At 55.4% G+C, this 16,503-nt stretch carries 14 protein-coding genes and 1 tRNA gene; 3 read left to right on the top strand and 12 right to left on the bottom strand.

The features are described from left to right. Positions 1-41: 41 nt before the first annotated feature. Positions 42-905, bottom strand: a complete 864-nt coding sequence (locus AB1F12_RS01580; RefSeq protein ID WP_368186093.1) for an N-formylglutamate amidohydrolase — start codon at positions 903-905, stop codon at positions 42-44. Positions 906-1,052: 147 nt separating this feature from the next. On the opposite strand from AB1F12_RS01580, the gene AB1F12_RS01575 reads away from it, so the two are divergent. After that, a tRNA-Val gene (locus AB1F12_RS01575) sits at positions 1,053-1,127 on the top strand. Between the two features lie 79 nt (positions 1,128-1,206). Then, positions 1,207-1,332: a type B 50S ribosomal protein L36 gene (gene ykgO / locus AB1F12_RS01570; RefSeq protein WP_008231708.1), complete on the top strand. Its 126-nt coding sequence runs from the start codon at positions 1,207-1,209 to the stop codon at positions 1,330-1,332. A gap of 74 nt (positions 1,333-1,406) precedes the next feature. Here the strand turns inward: ykgO and AB1F12_RS01565 are convergent, their stop codons facing one another. Genes AB1F12_RS01565 through AB1F12_RS01555 form a run of 3 tightly spaced genes read right to left on the bottom strand, consistent with a single transcriptional unit; the run spans position 1,407 to position 4,741 of the window. Next, positions 1,407-1,886, bottom strand: coding sequence for a GNAT family N-acetyltransferase (locus AB1F12_RS01565; RefSeq protein ID WP_368186089.1), 480 nt, complete (start codon positions 1,884-1,886; stop codon positions 1,407-1,409). Then, positions 1,883-3,532 carry a peptidoglycan-binding protein gene (locus tag AB1F12_RS01560; protein WP_368186086.1) on the bottom strand — a complete coding sequence of 550 codons (1,650 nt, stop codon included), beginning with the start codon at positions 3,530-3,532 and terminating at the stop codon, positions 1,883-1,885. Before AB1F12_RS01560 ends, AB1F12_RS01565 begins: the two co-directional genes overlap by 4 nt. Positions 3,533-3,544: 12 nt before the next feature. Continuing rightward, a complete protein-coding gene (locus tag AB1F12_RS01555) occupies positions 3,545-4,741 on the bottom strand; it encodes a phenylacetate--CoA ligase family protein (RefSeq protein ID WP_368186084.1) in 1,197 nt (398 codons plus the stop codon). Between the two features lie 94 nt (positions 4,742-4,835). Between AB1F12_RS01555 and AB1F12_RS01550 the strand changes: the two genes are divergently transcribed. Then, positions 4,836-5,783: a hypothetical protein gene (locus AB1F12_RS01550; protein WP_368186082.1), complete on the top strand. Its 948-nt coding sequence runs from the start codon at positions 4,836-4,838 to the stop codon at positions 5,781-5,783. Positions 5,784-5,797: 14 nt separating this feature from the next. Here AB1F12_RS01550 and AB1F12_RS01545 read toward each other — a convergent pair whose 3' ends face one another. The 8 genes from AB1F12_RS01545 to fdhF all read right to left on the bottom strand — a co-directional run bounded on the left by AB1F12_RS01545 (position 5,798) and on the right by fdhF (position 16,357). Beyond that, the gene (locus tag AB1F12_RS01545; RefSeq protein ID WP_368186079.1) at positions 5,798-6,640 is read right to left on the bottom strand and encodes an ABC transporter ATP-binding protein; all 843 of its coding nucleotides are present in this window, start codon (positions 6,638-6,640) and stop codon (positions 5,798-5,800) included. A 66-nt stretch (positions 6,641-6,706) separates the two neighbouring features. Beyond that, entirely contained in the window at positions 6,707-7,990 is a 1,284-nt protein-coding gene (locus AB1F12_RS01540) for an ABC transporter substrate-binding protein (protein WP_368186077.1), read from the bottom strand. Between the two features lie 73 nt (positions 7,991-8,063). After that, positions 8,064-9,140, bottom strand: a complete 1,077-nt coding sequence (locus tag AB1F12_RS01535) for a branched-chain amino acid ABC transporter permease (protein ID WP_368186075.1) — start codon at positions 9,138-9,140, stop codon at positions 8,064-8,066. Then, positions 9,140-9,391 (bottom strand): hypothetical protein, encoded by a 252-nt coding sequence (locus tag AB1F12_RS01530; protein WP_368186073.1) that lies wholly within the window; start codon positions 9,389-9,391, stop codon positions 9,140-9,142. Before AB1F12_RS01530 ends, AB1F12_RS01535 begins: the two co-directional genes overlap by 1 nt. Positions 9,392-9,393: 2 nt before the next feature. Then, entirely contained in the window at positions 9,394-10,392 is a 999-nt protein-coding gene (locus AB1F12_RS01525; RefSeq protein WP_368186072.1) for a branched-chain amino acid ABC transporter permease, read from the bottom strand. Between the two features lie 47 nt (positions 10,393-10,439). Further along, entirely contained in the window at positions 10,440-11,258 is an 819-nt protein-coding gene (locus AB1F12_RS01520; RefSeq protein WP_368186069.1) for an ABC transporter ATP-binding protein, read from the bottom strand. Then, a complete protein-coding gene (locus tag AB1F12_RS01515) occupies positions 11,255-13,231 on the bottom strand; it encodes an AMP-binding protein (RefSeq protein WP_368186068.1) in 1,977 nt (658 codons plus the stop codon). Before AB1F12_RS01515 ends, AB1F12_RS01520 begins: the two co-directional genes overlap by 4 nt. Positions 13,232-13,585: 354 nt before the next feature. Next, positions 13,586-16,357 (bottom strand): formate dehydrogenase subunit alpha, encoded by a 2,772-nt coding sequence (gene fdhF / locus AB1F12_RS01510; protein ID WP_368186066.1) that lies wholly within the window; start codon positions 16,355-16,357, stop codon positions 13,586-13,588. Between the last annotated feature and the right edge of the window lie 146 nt (positions 16,358-16,503).

Below are 16,503 nucleotides of genomic sequence, written 5' to 3'. Positions count from 1 at the left end.
CGATGCTGTCTGCGCGGCACTTGACCCAACAAAAGGCGCGTTTATTCCGCCGCCAAAGGCAGTTCGCCCGTTGACCCGATCAATGAAATATCCGCGATGACCCCCTGCAACAGCGATTTGAACGCTTCGAAATCGGGGCTGGGTTCCACATGTTTTTCATCAAGATAAAGCGCGCGGTCGATTTCGATCTGGATCACATGCTGTTTGCGCGACGGGCGTCCGTAATGCTGGGCGATATAAGCCCCCGCAAACGGCATATTGCGCACTACATTCAACCCGGCCTTTTGTAGGGCCTGTTCCACCTGATCCACCACCCGTGGCGCAGCAGCAGCCCCATATCGGTCCCCCAAAACAATATCGGGGCGTTTGCGATTATGGGTCACGGCATTGTCCAACGCTTCGGTTGGCATGGAATGGCAATCGATCAGAATGGCTTCTCCGAATCTGGTTTGGCTTTGGTCCAGCAGGGTTTGCAGCATGTCATGATAGGGCCGCCAATAGGTGTCGATACGGTGGCGCGCGACAGACAAAGGCAATTTACCACGATAAATACTGCGGCCCTGCGCCACGACACGCGGGATCACCCCCAATCCAGATGCAATTCGTGGATTATGTGCCGCACGCCGCACGTCTTCTATGACAGCTGGATCCAATTCATCACAGGCGCGATTTAGGTCCAAAAACGCACGCGGCGCCCCCGCGCGCAGAAACGGCGCCCCAAATCGCGGGGCGATGTCGAACAATTTATCGACATATGCATCCTCAGATGACCTTATTTCTAAGGGCGATAGCAACGTTGTATTCTGAAATGACTGGGGATAGTCACGCCCAGAATGAGGCGACGCAAACACAACGGACGTTGATCTGGTATCGGGATGAATCAGATGATAGGCGGCCTTTGGCATCGTCTCTCCTTTGAGATAAAGCATAGCGCAAAAAAAACACGCGTTTAAAGCCTTGATCCCCCTTGCGACTCCTTTTATAGACCGCACACCCGGCGCGGTTAATTCCGCGTCCTATTTTATTATAGGACTTGAAATAGCGACGGGTAAGGGCGATTAGCTCAGTGGTAGAGCACTTCGTTGACATCGAAGGGGTCACAAGTTCGAACCTTGTATCGCCCACCATGAGAATTCACTGTCCCGGCCACTCGGGATGTAACGCAACCAAGGCGCAATCGCCGCGCCGCGACTAGGAGAGACGAATATGAAAGTTCGCAACTCGCTCCGCTCGCTCAAGCAGCGCCACCGCGATTGCCGCATTGTGCGCCGTAAGGGCCGTGTTTACGTTATCAACAAAACACAGCGCCGCTTCAAAGCCCGTCAGGGCTGAAGCCTGAGAGCATCAGAATTTAAGGGCCGCCACGGGAAACCGGGCGGCCTTTTTGCTGTTTGGATGATCGTTGTTTAGGGGGCCAGGGATTTGGATAGGACGTGCCAGATGGCGCGGTCGTCATCCACAACGTCCCGAATATGCAGCCAGTGCTGACGTTCCAACAGGGATCGTGCCGATTGGGTGGTGGTGCAGATGCTGGCATGGCCGCGCCGTTTGGCCAGATCGGCAACCGCCGCAACCAACCGACCGGCAATCCCCTGCCCGCGATGTTCTGGCGCAACAACAAGCCCGGTTAACCAACAGGTTTCGCCCGCCTCTTGCCCAAAGGATTGGTGTGATAACGCAACCGTGCCGATCGCGCGACCATCAATCAACGCTGCCAACCCAATGGGAAAATCGCCCCCCTCAGCACGGGCTGCGATATCCGCAGATGCGTCGCCCTGCCCAGCGGTGCCGTACCATCCCGGCCAAGCCTGCGTCATGATCTGTGCCAGTTGAGTGCGCTGATCCGGTCCTAAACAATCCAGATCAACAATATCTATCGCTGTCATTGATTGACGGCATCCGCCAGCAGACGCACCAGAACGGCCTCACTTAGATAACCGGTCATCGGCAAATCGTGTTCCTGTTGATAGCGACGAATGGCGCGACGCGCTTCTTCGTCCAACCTGCCATCCACCGGACCCGGCTCCAGTCCAATGTCTTCCAACCGTCCCTCGATCAGGCGCAATGTGATCGGATTGAGGTTCAGTTCATTTTCCGCCGCAATCGCAGCCGCTTCGGCTTGGGTATCTTCGGCAGGGCGGGTTAATTCGGTGATCCGGGCATTGGCTTGTTCTGCGAAACTGCCATTAGGGTAATCCACCAGATATTGCCGATACCCCGAAATGACGTCTGCCTCTGCGATCAGTTCCCATGCGTCGCGTTCCTGGCTTTCGGCCTGTGCCAATGCCTGCTGAGCGATTGCATCCAGTTCAGCCTGCGCGATGGCGGCGTATTTCCCATCGGGATACCGTTCCAGATAGGCGCGATAGCCAGCCGCGTCGCCGCGTCCACCGGTTTCATTCCAATAGGCCTGATCCAATTGCGCCAATTCCTGACGCCGGGCTTCGGCCTCGGCTTCGATCTGAGCGGATCGCCGGGCGGCCTGAGCATCCAGCCGGTTGATTTGTTCGGTCGTTAAATAGGATGTCTGCGGATAGCCGTTTTCCTGCTGCCAATTGGTCATGGCGCGGCGTGTGCCGGACCCAAAAATCCCGTCGATGCCGCGTGTGTTGTAATCCAAAATGGTCAGGTGCCGTTGAATTTGCCGCCGCGCATCGCGTGACAGGTTCAGCGCCTCTTCGGCCAAACGCTGATCTCGGTAGGGTTCGCTCAGGATCGCTTCGAGCCGCGATTGCGCCTCGTCGGCATATTGCCCCCGCGGATAGGCCCCCAGATAGGTGCGATAGCTGTCCGCGTCATCCAGCGCTTCGGCGTCCTGCCACGCCACAGCTTCGGTATTTGGGTCAATCAGGACCGGACCGGGGGACAGGTCCACCTCATCGGCGGCGGGCATAAAGATCAGTTCGCCAGGGACATACCCGCTGAGTTCCACGTCGTAATCCAGTGCTGCGGTGATCAAATCTGCCTCGGGCTGGGCCAAGCCACGCATCAAAAACCCATGCACTTGCCCCGGAGTGCCCATGGCAATGCTGACCCCATTGGGGGCATTCAGCGGTCCAATCCCGGATCGCAAATAGGGGCTGATGCGCTGACCTTCATCAGGCAGCGCGCCCAGCACCAACACCGCATGACCCGGCTTTTCGGCCAAAACCCGCAGCATTGCATCCACTGAAACCGCATCCGCGCCCAGATCAAACAGGGTGGGATCCTCTGCATCGGATCCCAGCAACCATGTGCGCGTGCCGTCGGTGACAAACCGCCCCGCCAGCCCGACAACCAAACGGTCAGCATTCTGTGCGCGATCCGCGAATCCGGCCACATTTTGGGCAATCTGATTGGCCCCGCCATTGCGCGATGCCTCTACCGCGAAACCCAGCCCCTCTAGGCCATCGCGCGCCAGAAACACGCCACCGGCCCGCGGCACACGGTCAAAATTGCGGTATTCGACATTGCCCAGCAACAGCGCCGCGTCCTCCGCCCAAACAGAACCGCCCAATAGGGCAAATGTGGTGGACAATAGGAAACGGCGCATAAGCTCTCCTTTTTAGGTGTCGTAGGTGCGGCGATCCTCAATCACGAGCCCGTCGCGGGGAAGGGAACCGGGCGCATGCAACGTCACGTCCCCTTTCAGTTTCAATATTTCACGCACGGATGCCGCAAACATGTTGGCATCCCCAGCGCTACATTCAAGTTGCACCGCCATGACATCGGATTCGCCATCGCGATCCGCAATCACACGGGCCCGGTCGATTTCAGCGTGGCGGGCCACCAATTGCGCCACCTGTTCGGGGCGTACAAACATGCCTTTGATCTTGGTTGTTTGATCGGCGCGGCCCATCCAGCCCTTGATGCGCATATTTGTGCGGCCACAGGGGCTGGCGCCGTCCATCACGGCAGACAAATCGCCGGTGGCAAACCGGATCAGCGGATAGTCCGGGTTCAGCGATGTGACAACCACTTCGCCCACCTCGCCCGGCGCCACAGGATCGCCCGTGCCCGGTGTCACAATTTCCACGATCAGCCCTTCGTCCACGATCAGCCCTTCGTTTGGTGTCGTCTCATAAGCGATATTGCCCAAATCGGCCGTCGCATAGGCCTGAAGGCATGTGATGCCCCGATCGGCGTACCATTGCCGAAGCGTCGGGAACAACGCGCCCCCTGAAACGGCGGCTTTGCTGATCTTTAATGTGATGCCCATTTCATCGGCTTTTTCCAGAATTACCTTTAGATAATCAGGGGTTCCGGCATAAGCCGTGGTGCCAACATCGGCCGCAGCGCGCACCTGTAATTCGGTCTGACCGGTGCCTGCGGGCAAAACCACGGCTCCAACAGCGCGTGCGCCATTTTCAAACATCGTGCCCGCCGGTGTCAGGTGATAGCCAAAACAATTCTGGATCACATCACCTTTGCCGATGCCCGCCGCGTTCAGGAAACGTGCGAACCGCCACCAATCATGGCCCATGCTACCGGGTTCATAAATCGGTCCGGGGGATTGAAACACGTGGCTGACATTGGCGGTGAACATGCCCCCAAAGGGCGGCTGTTGCTTTTGCCAATCGCTCAGGTCGGATTTACGCAGTACCGGCAATTTGGCCAAATCCGCCAGCGAGGTCAGCGTGATATCCGGCAGGGCATTGCTCTGTGCGGATTTCACCCGGGCGATCTGATCCAATAACGCGGTGAATTGCGCCGCTTCACGGGCTTCTTGGCTGCGGGTTTCAAGATCATCGTAATAGGTCATGTTTCTACCATTTCTTATCTTTGCCGCGACACCAAGCGACATTGTGGGATGTTTCTAAATTTGTCACAGCTGCGCCCAAGATATGAGGCCCAGTATGACGACGTATTCCGACACTTTCACCGCTGATGCGCTTGATCCGCGGATCACCATTCACGAGGCGTTGCTGATCGTGGAAATCACGTTCACCGGGCTGTATTTCCATACAACTGCGGATGTGAATGCGTTTTATGACAGGATCGAAGAGCGGCTGCTGGAAACCGGCGAACCGCTGTGGTTTTTTATGGTCAACACGCAGGATTATCGCATCGATGGGGATGCCTGGTTTGCGTTCACCCGACGTGGGCGCGATCTGAGCGAGGCGCATTCCATGGCCACAATCCGGTTTGACGCGGATCCTGATACGGTGGCGCAAATCGAGCGCAACAAAGGCACGGATCGCGCTGTGTCCAACCTGTTTCCCAGTCGCGTAACGGCGCTGGAACATCTGAAAACCCGGCAATCGACCCGCCTGGCACGCCCCAATCACATCCCCAACTACCACAAGGCGGACTTTGTTCAGCGGTTCCACCAAGACGTTGAGAACGACATCTTTGAGGTCGATCTGTCCGGTGTGACGTTTGAACATTCGCGCGACGTCAACGACATCCACAACTGGATCGAAGAGGCGATGCGCCCGTCGCATCATCGCTGGTATCTGCTGTATAACTACACCGGAACCCGGATCGACCCGGCGGCCTGGGTGCAGTTCACCGCGCGCAATCAACATCTGAATGCCAGCTACGCATTGGGGGCGGCCCGTTATGCGCCTGACAGCGAAACCGAAGCCGACATTCGCCTGCGCTACGAAGCCAAGGATATGCGCCCCAACATTCGCAACACCCGTGCAGAAGCCATTGAACGTATTGAGGAAATGCGCGCCGCGCAGCCCGCGCCAGATATGGAATTGGGCCCCGCGATGCAATCGGATGTCAGCCGCAAACCCCCAAGTCGGGGGCGGCGATACGCGCACCGACCAACCATCCGGATCATGCCCGGCGATTGATCTGCGCGCTGCAATCACGCCAACCAACGTTTCCGGCGACGATAGGACCGCACGTCACGAAAGCTTTTGCGACCGTCATCAGACACACCAAGATAGAATTCTTTCACATCTGGATTTTCGCGCAGCTCTGCGGCGGGGCCTTCCATGACGACACGCCCGTTTTCAAGGATGTAGCCCTGATGCGCATAGCGCAGCGCCACATTGGTGTTCTGTTCGGCCAACAAGAACGTCACGCCTTCGCCTTCGTTGACGTTTTTCACGATCTCAAAAATCTGTTCCACCAGCTGTGGCGCCAGCCCCATGGAAGGTTCATCCAGCAGGATCGTTTCGGGCCGTGACATCAATGCGCGCCCCATGGCACACATTTGCTGTTCCCCACCAGACGTGTAACCCGCCTGCGATTTACGGCGCTCTTTCAGACGTGGGAAATATTCATAAACCATTTCCAGATCGGCGTTAACCGCGCCGGACCCATCAGACCGGGTATAGGCGCCGGTCAGCAGGTTTTCCTCGATGGTCAGGTGTTCAAAACAATGGCGGCCTTCCATCACTTGGATCACGCCGCGTTTCACCAAATCAGAGGGCTGTTTGTCCTGCACGGTTTCCCCGCGATACAGGATCGACCCTTTGGTGACTTCGCCACGTTCAGACCGCAGCAGGTTGGAAATCGCCTTTAGGGTTGTGGTTTTTCCGGCGCCATTCCCCCCCAGCAGGGCGGTGATTCCGCCTTTGGGCACAGACAGGGACACACCTTTCAGCACAAGGATCACGTGATTATAGATCACCTCGATATTGTTCAGCTCCAGCAGATTTTCGGTCTCTGCATTGGCGGGATTGGTCGGCGTCGCATCCAGCATTTCAGCGCTCCAATAGAAAGTCAGAAAAGACGCGCGGGCCCAAGGTTTCAGGCCCGCGCAAAAGGCTTAGTTACAGCCAGCGGTGATGTTGTTTTCCGCAGCAAAGGCAGCGGAATCTTCGGCCACCAATGGCGCGATAACGGATTGATCTGATTCCAGATAATCAGTCAGAGCATTCCACTGCATGGCACTTGCGTCCCATTGCTGAACGATGCCCATACCGGACCCACCGTGATCAGAACAGGACACGGAGAATTCAGGACCAACACCGGGCGCACCCAGTTCGTCCATCCGCGCAGCTGTCATTTCCAACGCTTCCATACCGTCGCGCATCATCGCTGGGGTAATGTCGGAAACACCGTGGATTTCCTGAGCCTTTGCAATCGCTTCGGCCGCTAGGATCGCTGCATACATGCCGCGTGTGTACAGAACGGACCCAACATTTGATCCGTCACCCGCTGCATTGCCCGCATCCACAACATGTGTCTGGATTTCAGCAAAGACCGGCAATTCGCCAATACGGTTCATGTTCAACGATTTGTAGCCGTTGGCCGCGTCACCCGCAGGGATCACGTCATGTTCCGCACCGGACCACCAGTTGCCGATGAAGTTTTCCATAGGAAAGTTCACGTTGGCCGCTTCTTGGATCGCAACTTGGTTCATCACGCCCCAGCCCCACATCAGAACGTAATCAGGACGTTCGCGACGGATCTGAAGCCACTGTGATTTCTGTTCCTGACCGGGGTGGTCAACAGCCAGTTGGGTCAATTCAAAACCCATCTGTTCGGACAGAATTTCCAGCGTGCGGATTGGTTCCTTACCGTAAGCAGAGTTGTGATACAGCAGCGCGATGGTTTTGCCTTCTAGGCTGCCACCGTTTTCATCGCTCAGATAGTTCACAGCAACCGATGCCGCATCCCAGTAGTTCGCAGGATAGTTGAACACATTACGGAAGATTTCGCCGTTCGCCGCAGATGTACGGCCATAGCCCATCGTATGAAGCGGAATGCCGTCAACTTCGGTACGTGGGATCAGCTGATAGGTGATACCTGTGGACAGCGGTTGATAAACCAGCGCGCCTTCGCCTTTGGTGCTTTCGTAGCATTCCACACCTTTTTCGGTGTTATAGCCGGTTTCGCATTCGATCAGGCGAATGGCTTCGCCGCCGATCCCGCCATCACGGGCGTTCAGCAGGGCAAAGTAGTCCTGATAACCGTCCGAGAAAGGAATCCCGCCCGCGGCGTATGGGCCTGTCCGGTAAGACAAATCTGGGATCACCAGATCTGCGGATGCTACACCGGCGCTTACGGCGCCTGCCACAGCCACGGCTGCAAGTTTGGTCATTTTCATCGGTCATATCCTCCCTATGGTTGACCTTGGTTGCCGGATTTTCCCGGTCGTCTCATGGTGCCGCCCACTCTCCTCAGTGTGGGAACGGCCAGAGTCTCAGTTTTTCTTTGGCGACGCGCCACAATTGCGCCAGCCCATGTGGTTCAAGGATCAGGAACAGCACGATCAGGCCGCCCACAATCACCAGCTGGATGTGCGCCACGATATCTGTCGGCCAGCCCAGCAGATCCACGCCCACCAGTTTCAACACAACCGGCAGCAAGACCAGGAACGCAGCCCCGGCAAAGGATCCAAAGATTGATCCAAGCCCGCCGATGATGATCATGAACAACACCAGGAATGATTTGGTGATGCCAAACGCTTCGCCAACTTCAACAGCGCCCAGATAGACCGCAAAGAACAACGCGCCGGACACCCCAATAAAGAAAGAGCTAACCGCAAAGGCCGTCAATTTGGCCGTCAATGGGTTCACGCCGATGATTTCAGCCGCGATGTCCATATCCCGGATCGCCATCCATTTACGTCCAATGGATCCCCGCGTCAGGTTGCGGGCAATCAGTGCAGCAACGGTCAGGAAAATCAGGCAAATCATATACTTGGCCCACGCATCCGTGTTTGGCCCTGTGACGATGATCCCAAAAACACTGCGTTCAGGTGCGTTGATCTGACCAGATGCGGAATAGTTGTAGAACCACGGCACCTTGTTGAACAACCACACAAGGAAAAACTGCGCTGCCAACGTTGCCACAGCCAGATAGAACCCTTTGATCCGCAGGCTTGGCAGGCCGAACAGGACCCCGACACCGGCGGTTATGCCCCCTGCCAGAATGACGTGGATGATGATCGACACCTCAGGAAAGGACGTCATCAATTTATAGCAGGCATAGGCGCCCACGGCCATAAATCCACCGGTTCCCAGCGACACTTGGCCACCGAAACCCACCAGAATGTTCAGACCAATCGCCGCGATCGCGTAGATCATGAACGGCACAAAGAAAGAGCTGGCCCAGTAATCATTCATCAGGAATGGCAACACGCCGAACGCGACGATCAGAACAAAGAAGTACCGGTAGCGATCAAACTTGATCGGAAAGGTTTGGCTGTCTTCTTGGTATGAGGTTTTGAAATCACCCGCTTCACGATAAAACATCAGCCGATCTCCTGTCCGTTATTTTTATGGAACACGATTGCGCCCCCTGCCCGGTGTGACATGCCATTTTCTTCGGCGAATTGTGCCAGTCGAAAATAGGCGGATATCCCAGTTATCAAGCCGGCAAATGCCAACAAAGCTGCGATGGTGAGTTGTATTGAATCATGCACTTGGGTGGTTAGGGCGATATATCCGAACGCCCAGAACCCGGACCAAGACACAACACAGATGATAGCGATCAACTTGTTCATGCTTAGACCCTTTCGATGATCTTTTCGCCGAACAGACCCTGAGGCCGGAAGACGAGGAACAACAGTGCCAGAACATAGGCGAACCAGTTTTCAGTGGCCCCCCCAAGGAACGGCGCGCCGATCAGGAATTCGAACAATTTTTCACCGACACCGATGATCAAACCGCCGACAATGGCACCGGGGATGGATGTAAATCCGCCCAGCATCAGCACCGGCAACGCCTTAAGTGCGATCAAAGACAGCGAGAATTGCACACCGGATTTTGCACCCCACATGATGCCTGCAACCAGCGCCACGAACCCGGCCAGCGACCACACCAGAACCCAGATAAAGTTCAGGGAAATGCCAACCGACAGAGCCGCCTGGTGGTCATCCGCCACAGCCCGCATTGCACGGCCCTGTTTTGTGTATTGGCTGAAAATCACCAGCCCGATCACCAGGATTGCCGCAACCAAAGTCGCCACCATGTCGAGTTTATCGATAAAGAACCCGTAGAATTTATCGTCACCCAGACCGGCTGTCGCTTCTTCGAGCCATATAGACCCACCCTGTGGCAGACCCACGTCCAGTTTCTTGATCTCAGACCCCCACATCAGATCGCCCACACCTTCTAAGAAGTAAGCAAGCCCGATCGTGGCCATGAACAGAATAATCGGTTCCTGCCCAACCAAGTGGCGAAAGATGAATTGTTGCACAAGCCAGGCGAAAATCACCATCACGCCAACCGTCAGCAAAATCGCCAGTAACGCAGGCGCATGCCAGCCGAAATGGTGCAGCTCAGTGCCAAATGTGGCGTTGATGATATGGGCAAATGGGATCTGCCCTTCCATTATACCGACCAAAGTCAACGCCGCGAAAAGCGCCATAACCCCTTGGGCGTAGTTGAAAATTCCGGATGCTTTGTAGATCAGAACGAAACCCAGCGCGACCAGAGCATAAAGAACACCCGCCATGAGCCCGTTCAGCAGGACTTCGACGCCATATAGAAATTCAGTCGGCATGATAGGCCTCCCTGATTGAAACGAATGTTTGGGATTGATGCAGCTGTTTAGTCATGTGCCACCCCCAAATATGCGTCGATGACGTCTTGGTTATTGCGCACCTCGTCGGGTGTGCCGTCGCCGATTTTTTTGCCGTAATCCATCACAACCACGCGGTCGGACAGATCCATCACCACACCCATATCGTGTTCGATCAGGGCGATTGTGGTGCCAAATTCGTCATTCACATCCAGAATAAAGCGGCTCATGTCCTCTTTTTCTTCGACGTTCATACCCGCCATGGGTTCATCCAACAGCAACAGCTTTGGTTCCGCCGCCAGCGCACGCGCCAATTCGACACGTTTTTTCAAACCATAAGGCAAACGCCCAACAGGGGTTTTACGAATGGCTTGGATTTCCAAAAAGTCGATAATCTTTTCAACGACTTCCCGGTTAGCGGTTTCTTCTCGCTCGGCTTTGCCTTTCCACAACGCTTGGGCAAACAGGCCGGATTTCATATGCGTCAAACGGCCGGTCATCACGTTGTCCAGCACTGACATGCCTTCGAACAGGGCGATGTTTTGGAACGTCCGGGCGATGCCCTGTTGCGCCACCTGATAGGGCCGCATCGATGGGCGTTTTGACCCGTGATACCAAACTTCGCCTTCTTGCGGATGATAGAACCCGCTGATTACGTTCAGCATCGACGATTTCCCGGCGCCGTTTGGCCCAATGATCGCGCGAATTTCGCCTTCGCGAATGTCAAAAGAGATGTCTTTGATCGCAACCACACCGCCAAATCGCAGGGTGATATTTTTCATTTCCATCATGACGCCGCCAATGGTGCGCCCGTCCGGAGTGACAAAGGATTCTGCTGTATTGGTCATTCCGCGGCCATCCCAATCGTTCCTGTCGCTGGGAATGTTTTGGCATCCATCAGCTTCAGTGTCGCCTTGATCGCGCCTTTGCGACCGTCTTCGTAGGTGACTTCGGTTTCGGTATAAACGTCGGCGGCGCCACTATAGAGACCTGTAATCAAATCAGAAAACTTCTCTTCTACGATCCGGCGACGCACTTTGCGGGTTCGGGTCATTTCGCCGTCATCCGCATCCAACTCTTTGTGCAAAACCAAGAACCGGTGAACTTGGCACCCATTCAACATCTCGTCTTGGGCGACGCTTTTGTTCACCTCTTCGACATGTTCGCGAATGGTTTCCAACACTTGCTCATTCTGGCTCAGCTCTTGGTAGGACGCATAAGCGATGTTGTTGCGCTCTGCCCAGTTGCCCACTGCCGTCAGGTCGATATTGATAAAGGCCACGCAATTGTCGCGCCCGTTGCCAAACATGACCGCTTCCAAAACGTTCGGGAAAAACTTGAGTTTGTTTTCCACGAATTTTGGCGCGAACATGGACCCATTGGCCATTTTGCCCACGTCTTTGATCCGGTCGATGATCCGCAGATGGCCGCTGGATTTTTCGATAAACCCGGCATCCCCAGTCGCGACCCAACCTTCGGCATCTTTGGTCGATGCGGTGCTTTCGGGGTTTTTGTAATATTCCACAAAAGTCCCGGGCGAGCGGTAGAACACTTCGCCTGAATCTTCGATTTTCAGCTCAACACCCGGACTTGGCACACCAACAGTGTCAGAACGCACCTGACCATCAGGTTGCTGTGTAATGAAAACAGAGGCTTCGGTCTGGCCATATAGCTGCTTTAGGTTGATCCCCAAGGATCTGTAAAAGCTGAACAATTCAGGACCGATTGCTTCGCCCGCGGTGTAACCAACGCGCACGCGGCTAAGGCCAAGCGTGTTTTTGAGCGGGCCATAGATGAAAAGTTTGCCCAGCGCATAGCGCAGACGATCCAATCCGCCGACATTGCTACCATCAAGAATTTTCGGACCAACCCGACGCGCAACATCCATATAATGGTGAAACAGCCATTGCTTCAGCTTGCTGGCGTCTTCCATGCGGATCATGACTTCGGTCAGATGGCTTTCAAACACTTGTGGCGGCGCAAAGAAATAGGTCGGCCCAATTTCACGCATGTCGGTTTTCATCGTCGACGCGCTTTCTGGGCAGTTCACACAGAACCCCGTCCACATCGCCTGACCGATCGAGAAAATGAAATCCCCAACCCATGCCATCGGCAAATAGGCCAGCACTTCGTCACCGGCGCGCAAATGGTCAAACTCTGACGAATTGCGCGATGTTTCGATGATGTTTCTGTTGGACATCACCACGCCTTTGGGGCGGCCGGTGGTGCCAGAAGTATAAAGCATCACACATTTGCTATCGAGCGTCAGCTTGGCAACGCGTTCCTGCATCAGAGGTTCCAGACGGAAATGCCCGGCACGACCTTCGGCTTGGACATCTTCCATCGCGTTCATGTGTGTGTGGTCGTATTTGCGCAAACCGCGTTTATCGACATAGATGATCTGGTCGATCCCATGCACAGTTTCCTGTACTTCGATCACCTTATCGACCTGTTCCTGATCCCCTGCGATCACAAACCGTGCGCCACAATGTTCCAGAACATATGCCATTTCTTCGGCAACCGCGTCCTGATACAGCGGCACGGGTACGGCGCCCGCTTTCTGTGCGGCAATCATCGACCAATACATGGCCGGACGATTGCGCCCGATAATCGCGACGTGGTCGCCTTCGTTCAATCCGATTGCAATCAGCCCCATCGCCAATGCATCGATTTCCTCAGCAGCTTCTGCCCAAGTCCAGCTCTGCCAGATCCCGAATTCCTTTTCACGATAGGCGGCTTTGCCCCCGTGTGCGGCTACGTTGCGTGCCAGCAGAGCTGGAATTGAGTCTGGCACCGCATTGGGCGCAGATGAATGTGTCACCAGTTGTCCTCCCTCGTCGGCTATGTTCCGACGTATGCGCCACATCTCCCAATGCAGCACACCATCATTCTGAGAAGGAGAATGCCGCGCGTCAATGCATTTTTTGAACGAACGTTCATTTAATCCTTTCAAATCGGCGGCGATCCGCGAAATCTTATTTCCACATTGGCGTGATATCTTTTCAATTTCGCCGTTTATCCCTTGAAAAGTAGGGGTTTGGGGCCGACCCGGCCCTAATCAGATGACAGATTGTCGCGCGACGCTGTTAGGACAATAGCATTGACGTATTAACGTTGAAAACCCGCGGCACTGCCACGGGTTTTCAACGTCTGGGTGTGAATCACTCTTGCAAAATTACTCGGCAGCGACCCGTTCGATCTTCTCAACTTTGACCGCTGCGAACTTAAATTCCGGAATTTTACCGTATGGATCAATCGCCGGATTGGTCAAAACATTGGCCGCAGCTTCGACATAGGCGAAGGGAACAAACACCATATCAGGGGCGATGGCGCGATCTGCGCGGGCCATGATGTCAATCGATCCGCGCCGGGTTGTCAGGCGCACCATATCGCCCGGTTCGACCCCCATTTGGCGCAGGGTGCCGGGATGCAGAGAACAGTTTGCTTCGGGTTCCACCGCGTCCAAAACCAAGGATCGCCGGGTCATGGACCCAGTGTGCCAATGTTCCAGCTGTCGCCCGGTGGTCAGGATCATCGGATAATCCGTGTCCGGGGCTTCGTCCGGGGCAATCACAGAAGCAGGCGTGAATTTCGCCCGGCCCTCTGCGCGTGGGAAGCCATCCCCAAACACAATCGGTTGGCCGGGATCGGTCGGGCTTAGGGACGGGTAGGTCACTGTTTCGGTCTCTAGCCGTTCCCAGGTGATGTTATCCAGCGACTTCATCGTGCGTTTCATTTCCGCAAAGACCTGGCTGACATCGGTGTAATCCCAGTTCAGTCCGATCCGCTGCGCCAGTTCAACGGTGATGGCCCAATCTTCGCGTGCCTCGCCGGGTGGGGTCACGGCGGGGCGGACCCGTTGGACCTGACGGTTGGTGTTGGACACCGTCCCGTTCTTTTCATAGAGCGCCGAAGCAGGCAGGATAATGTCCGCATAATTGGCCGTTTCGGTCAGGAAAATGTCCTGCACGATCAGCAATTCCAGTTTGGCAAACGCATCGCGCGCATGTTCCACATCCGGGTCGGACATGGCGGGGTTTTCACCCTGAATATACATGCCTTTGATATTGCCCGCATAAACCTGATCAACGATTTCGGTGACGGTCAGGCCCTTTTCGTTGCTGAAATCTTCGCTGTCCCAAACGCCGGTGAATTTTTCACGCACATCATCGCTGGTGACCGATTGGTAATCGGGCAGGAACATCGGCATCAGCCCCGCATCAGAGGCACCTTGTACGTTGTTTTGCCCCCGCAGCGGGTGCAGACCCGCGCCCGGTTTGCCAACATTGCCCGTCATCAGCGCAAGGCTGATCAGGCAGCGAGAATTATCCGTGCCGTGGATGTGTTGTGACACGCCCATACCCCAGAAAATCAGGCCGGCATTGGCATTGGCAAAGGTGCGCGCAACCCGGCGCAATTGGTCCGGTTCAACGCCACAGATTTCGGACATGGCTTCTGGGCTGAACGCTTTCAGGTGTTCTTTTTCAGCGTCCCAGTTTTCGGTCCATTTTTCGATATAGGCACTGTCATACAGGCCCTCTTGGACGATCACATGCATGATCGCATTCAGCATCGACACATCCGCGCCGGGGCGGAATTGGACCATTTCATCGGCAAACCGACGCAGACCAACGCCGCGCGGATCCATGACAATCAATTTACCGCCGCGTTTGACGAATTGTTTGAAATAGGTCGCCGCAACCGGGTGGTTTTCAATCGGGTTGGACCCAATGACAATCGCCACATCGGCGTTTTTGATTTCGTTGAATGTCGCAGTCACCGCGCCAGACCCAACATTTTCGATCAACGCCGTCACAGATGAGGCATGACACAGCCGTGTGCAGTGATCGACATTGTTATGACCAAAACCCTGACGGATGAATTTCTGGAACAGATACGCCTCTTCGTTGGTACATTTGGCAGAGCCAAAACCAGCAACGTTTGTGGTTTTCTCTTCGCGCAGCTTGATCAGCCCCTTGGCGGCCAAATCCATCGCCTCTTCCCATGTGGCTTCGCGGAAATGAGTACCCAGATTGCCGGGATCGACGTTCAGACCTTTGGCGGGGGCGTCATCGCGACGGATCAGTGGTTTGGTCAGGCGATGGGGGTGGTGGATGTAGTCAAATCCGAACCGGCCTTTGACACACAGGCGGCCCTCGTTGGCGGGGCCGTTGATACCCTCAACGGATTTCACCTTGTTGTCTTTGACCTTCAGGCTGACCTTGCAGCCGACGCCGCAGAACGGGCAGACGCTTTCGGTTTCACTGTCGAAATCTTTGCTGTTGCCGATTTGGTTTTCATCAACCACCGCAGCCGGCATCAAAGCCCCGGTTGGGCAGGCCTGCACACATTCACCACAGGCCACACAGGTTGAGGCGCCCATAGGGTCGGCCAGATCAAATGTCGGATAGGCATTGTGACCGCGCCCGGACATGCCGATTACATCGTTGACCTGCACTTCGCGACAGGCGCGCACGCATAGACCACATTGGATACACGCATCCAGATTGACCGACATGGCAACGTGGCTGTCATCCAGCAACGGGATATGATCGGGCTCTTGGGCGGGGAACCGGCTTTCGGAAATGTCGTTGGCGTTGGCCATATCCCACAGATGTGATCCCTGATCATGCGACACGTCTTGGGCAGGTTGATCCGCCAGCAACAGCTCAACCACCATTTTGCGGGCATTGGTTGCGCGCGCATTGTTGGTGGTGACCACCATGCCTTCGCCCGGTTCACGGATACAGGACGCCGCCAATGTGCGTTCGCCTTCGATTTCCACCATACAGGCGCGGCAATTGCCGTCGGGACGATAACCGGGTGCCGGTTTATGACACAGGTGCGGAATGATCAGCCCGCGGCCATTGGCCACTTCCCAAATGGTTTCACCGGGCTGGGCTTCGACCTCTTGGCCATCAAGTGTGAATCGGATCGTGTCGGACATAAGCGTCTCCTTGCATCGAACGTAATAGACCATGTATCCGTTTTTCAGAGAATGCTCGGGAACGACCCGACACACACTAAATCCGCCAGATTTGTTTCCTTTCGAACCCGCCTGATGTCCGATCTGCAACAAAGTCAAAACCAAAG

Origin of the sequence: Aestuariibius sp. HNIBRBA575 (assembly GCF_040932005.1) — a bacterium.
GTDB lineage: Bacteria > Pseudomonadota > Alphaproteobacteria > Rhodobacterales > Rhodobacteraceae > CANLNM01.
This window is presented reverse-complemented; position numbering and strand designations above follow the sequence as displayed.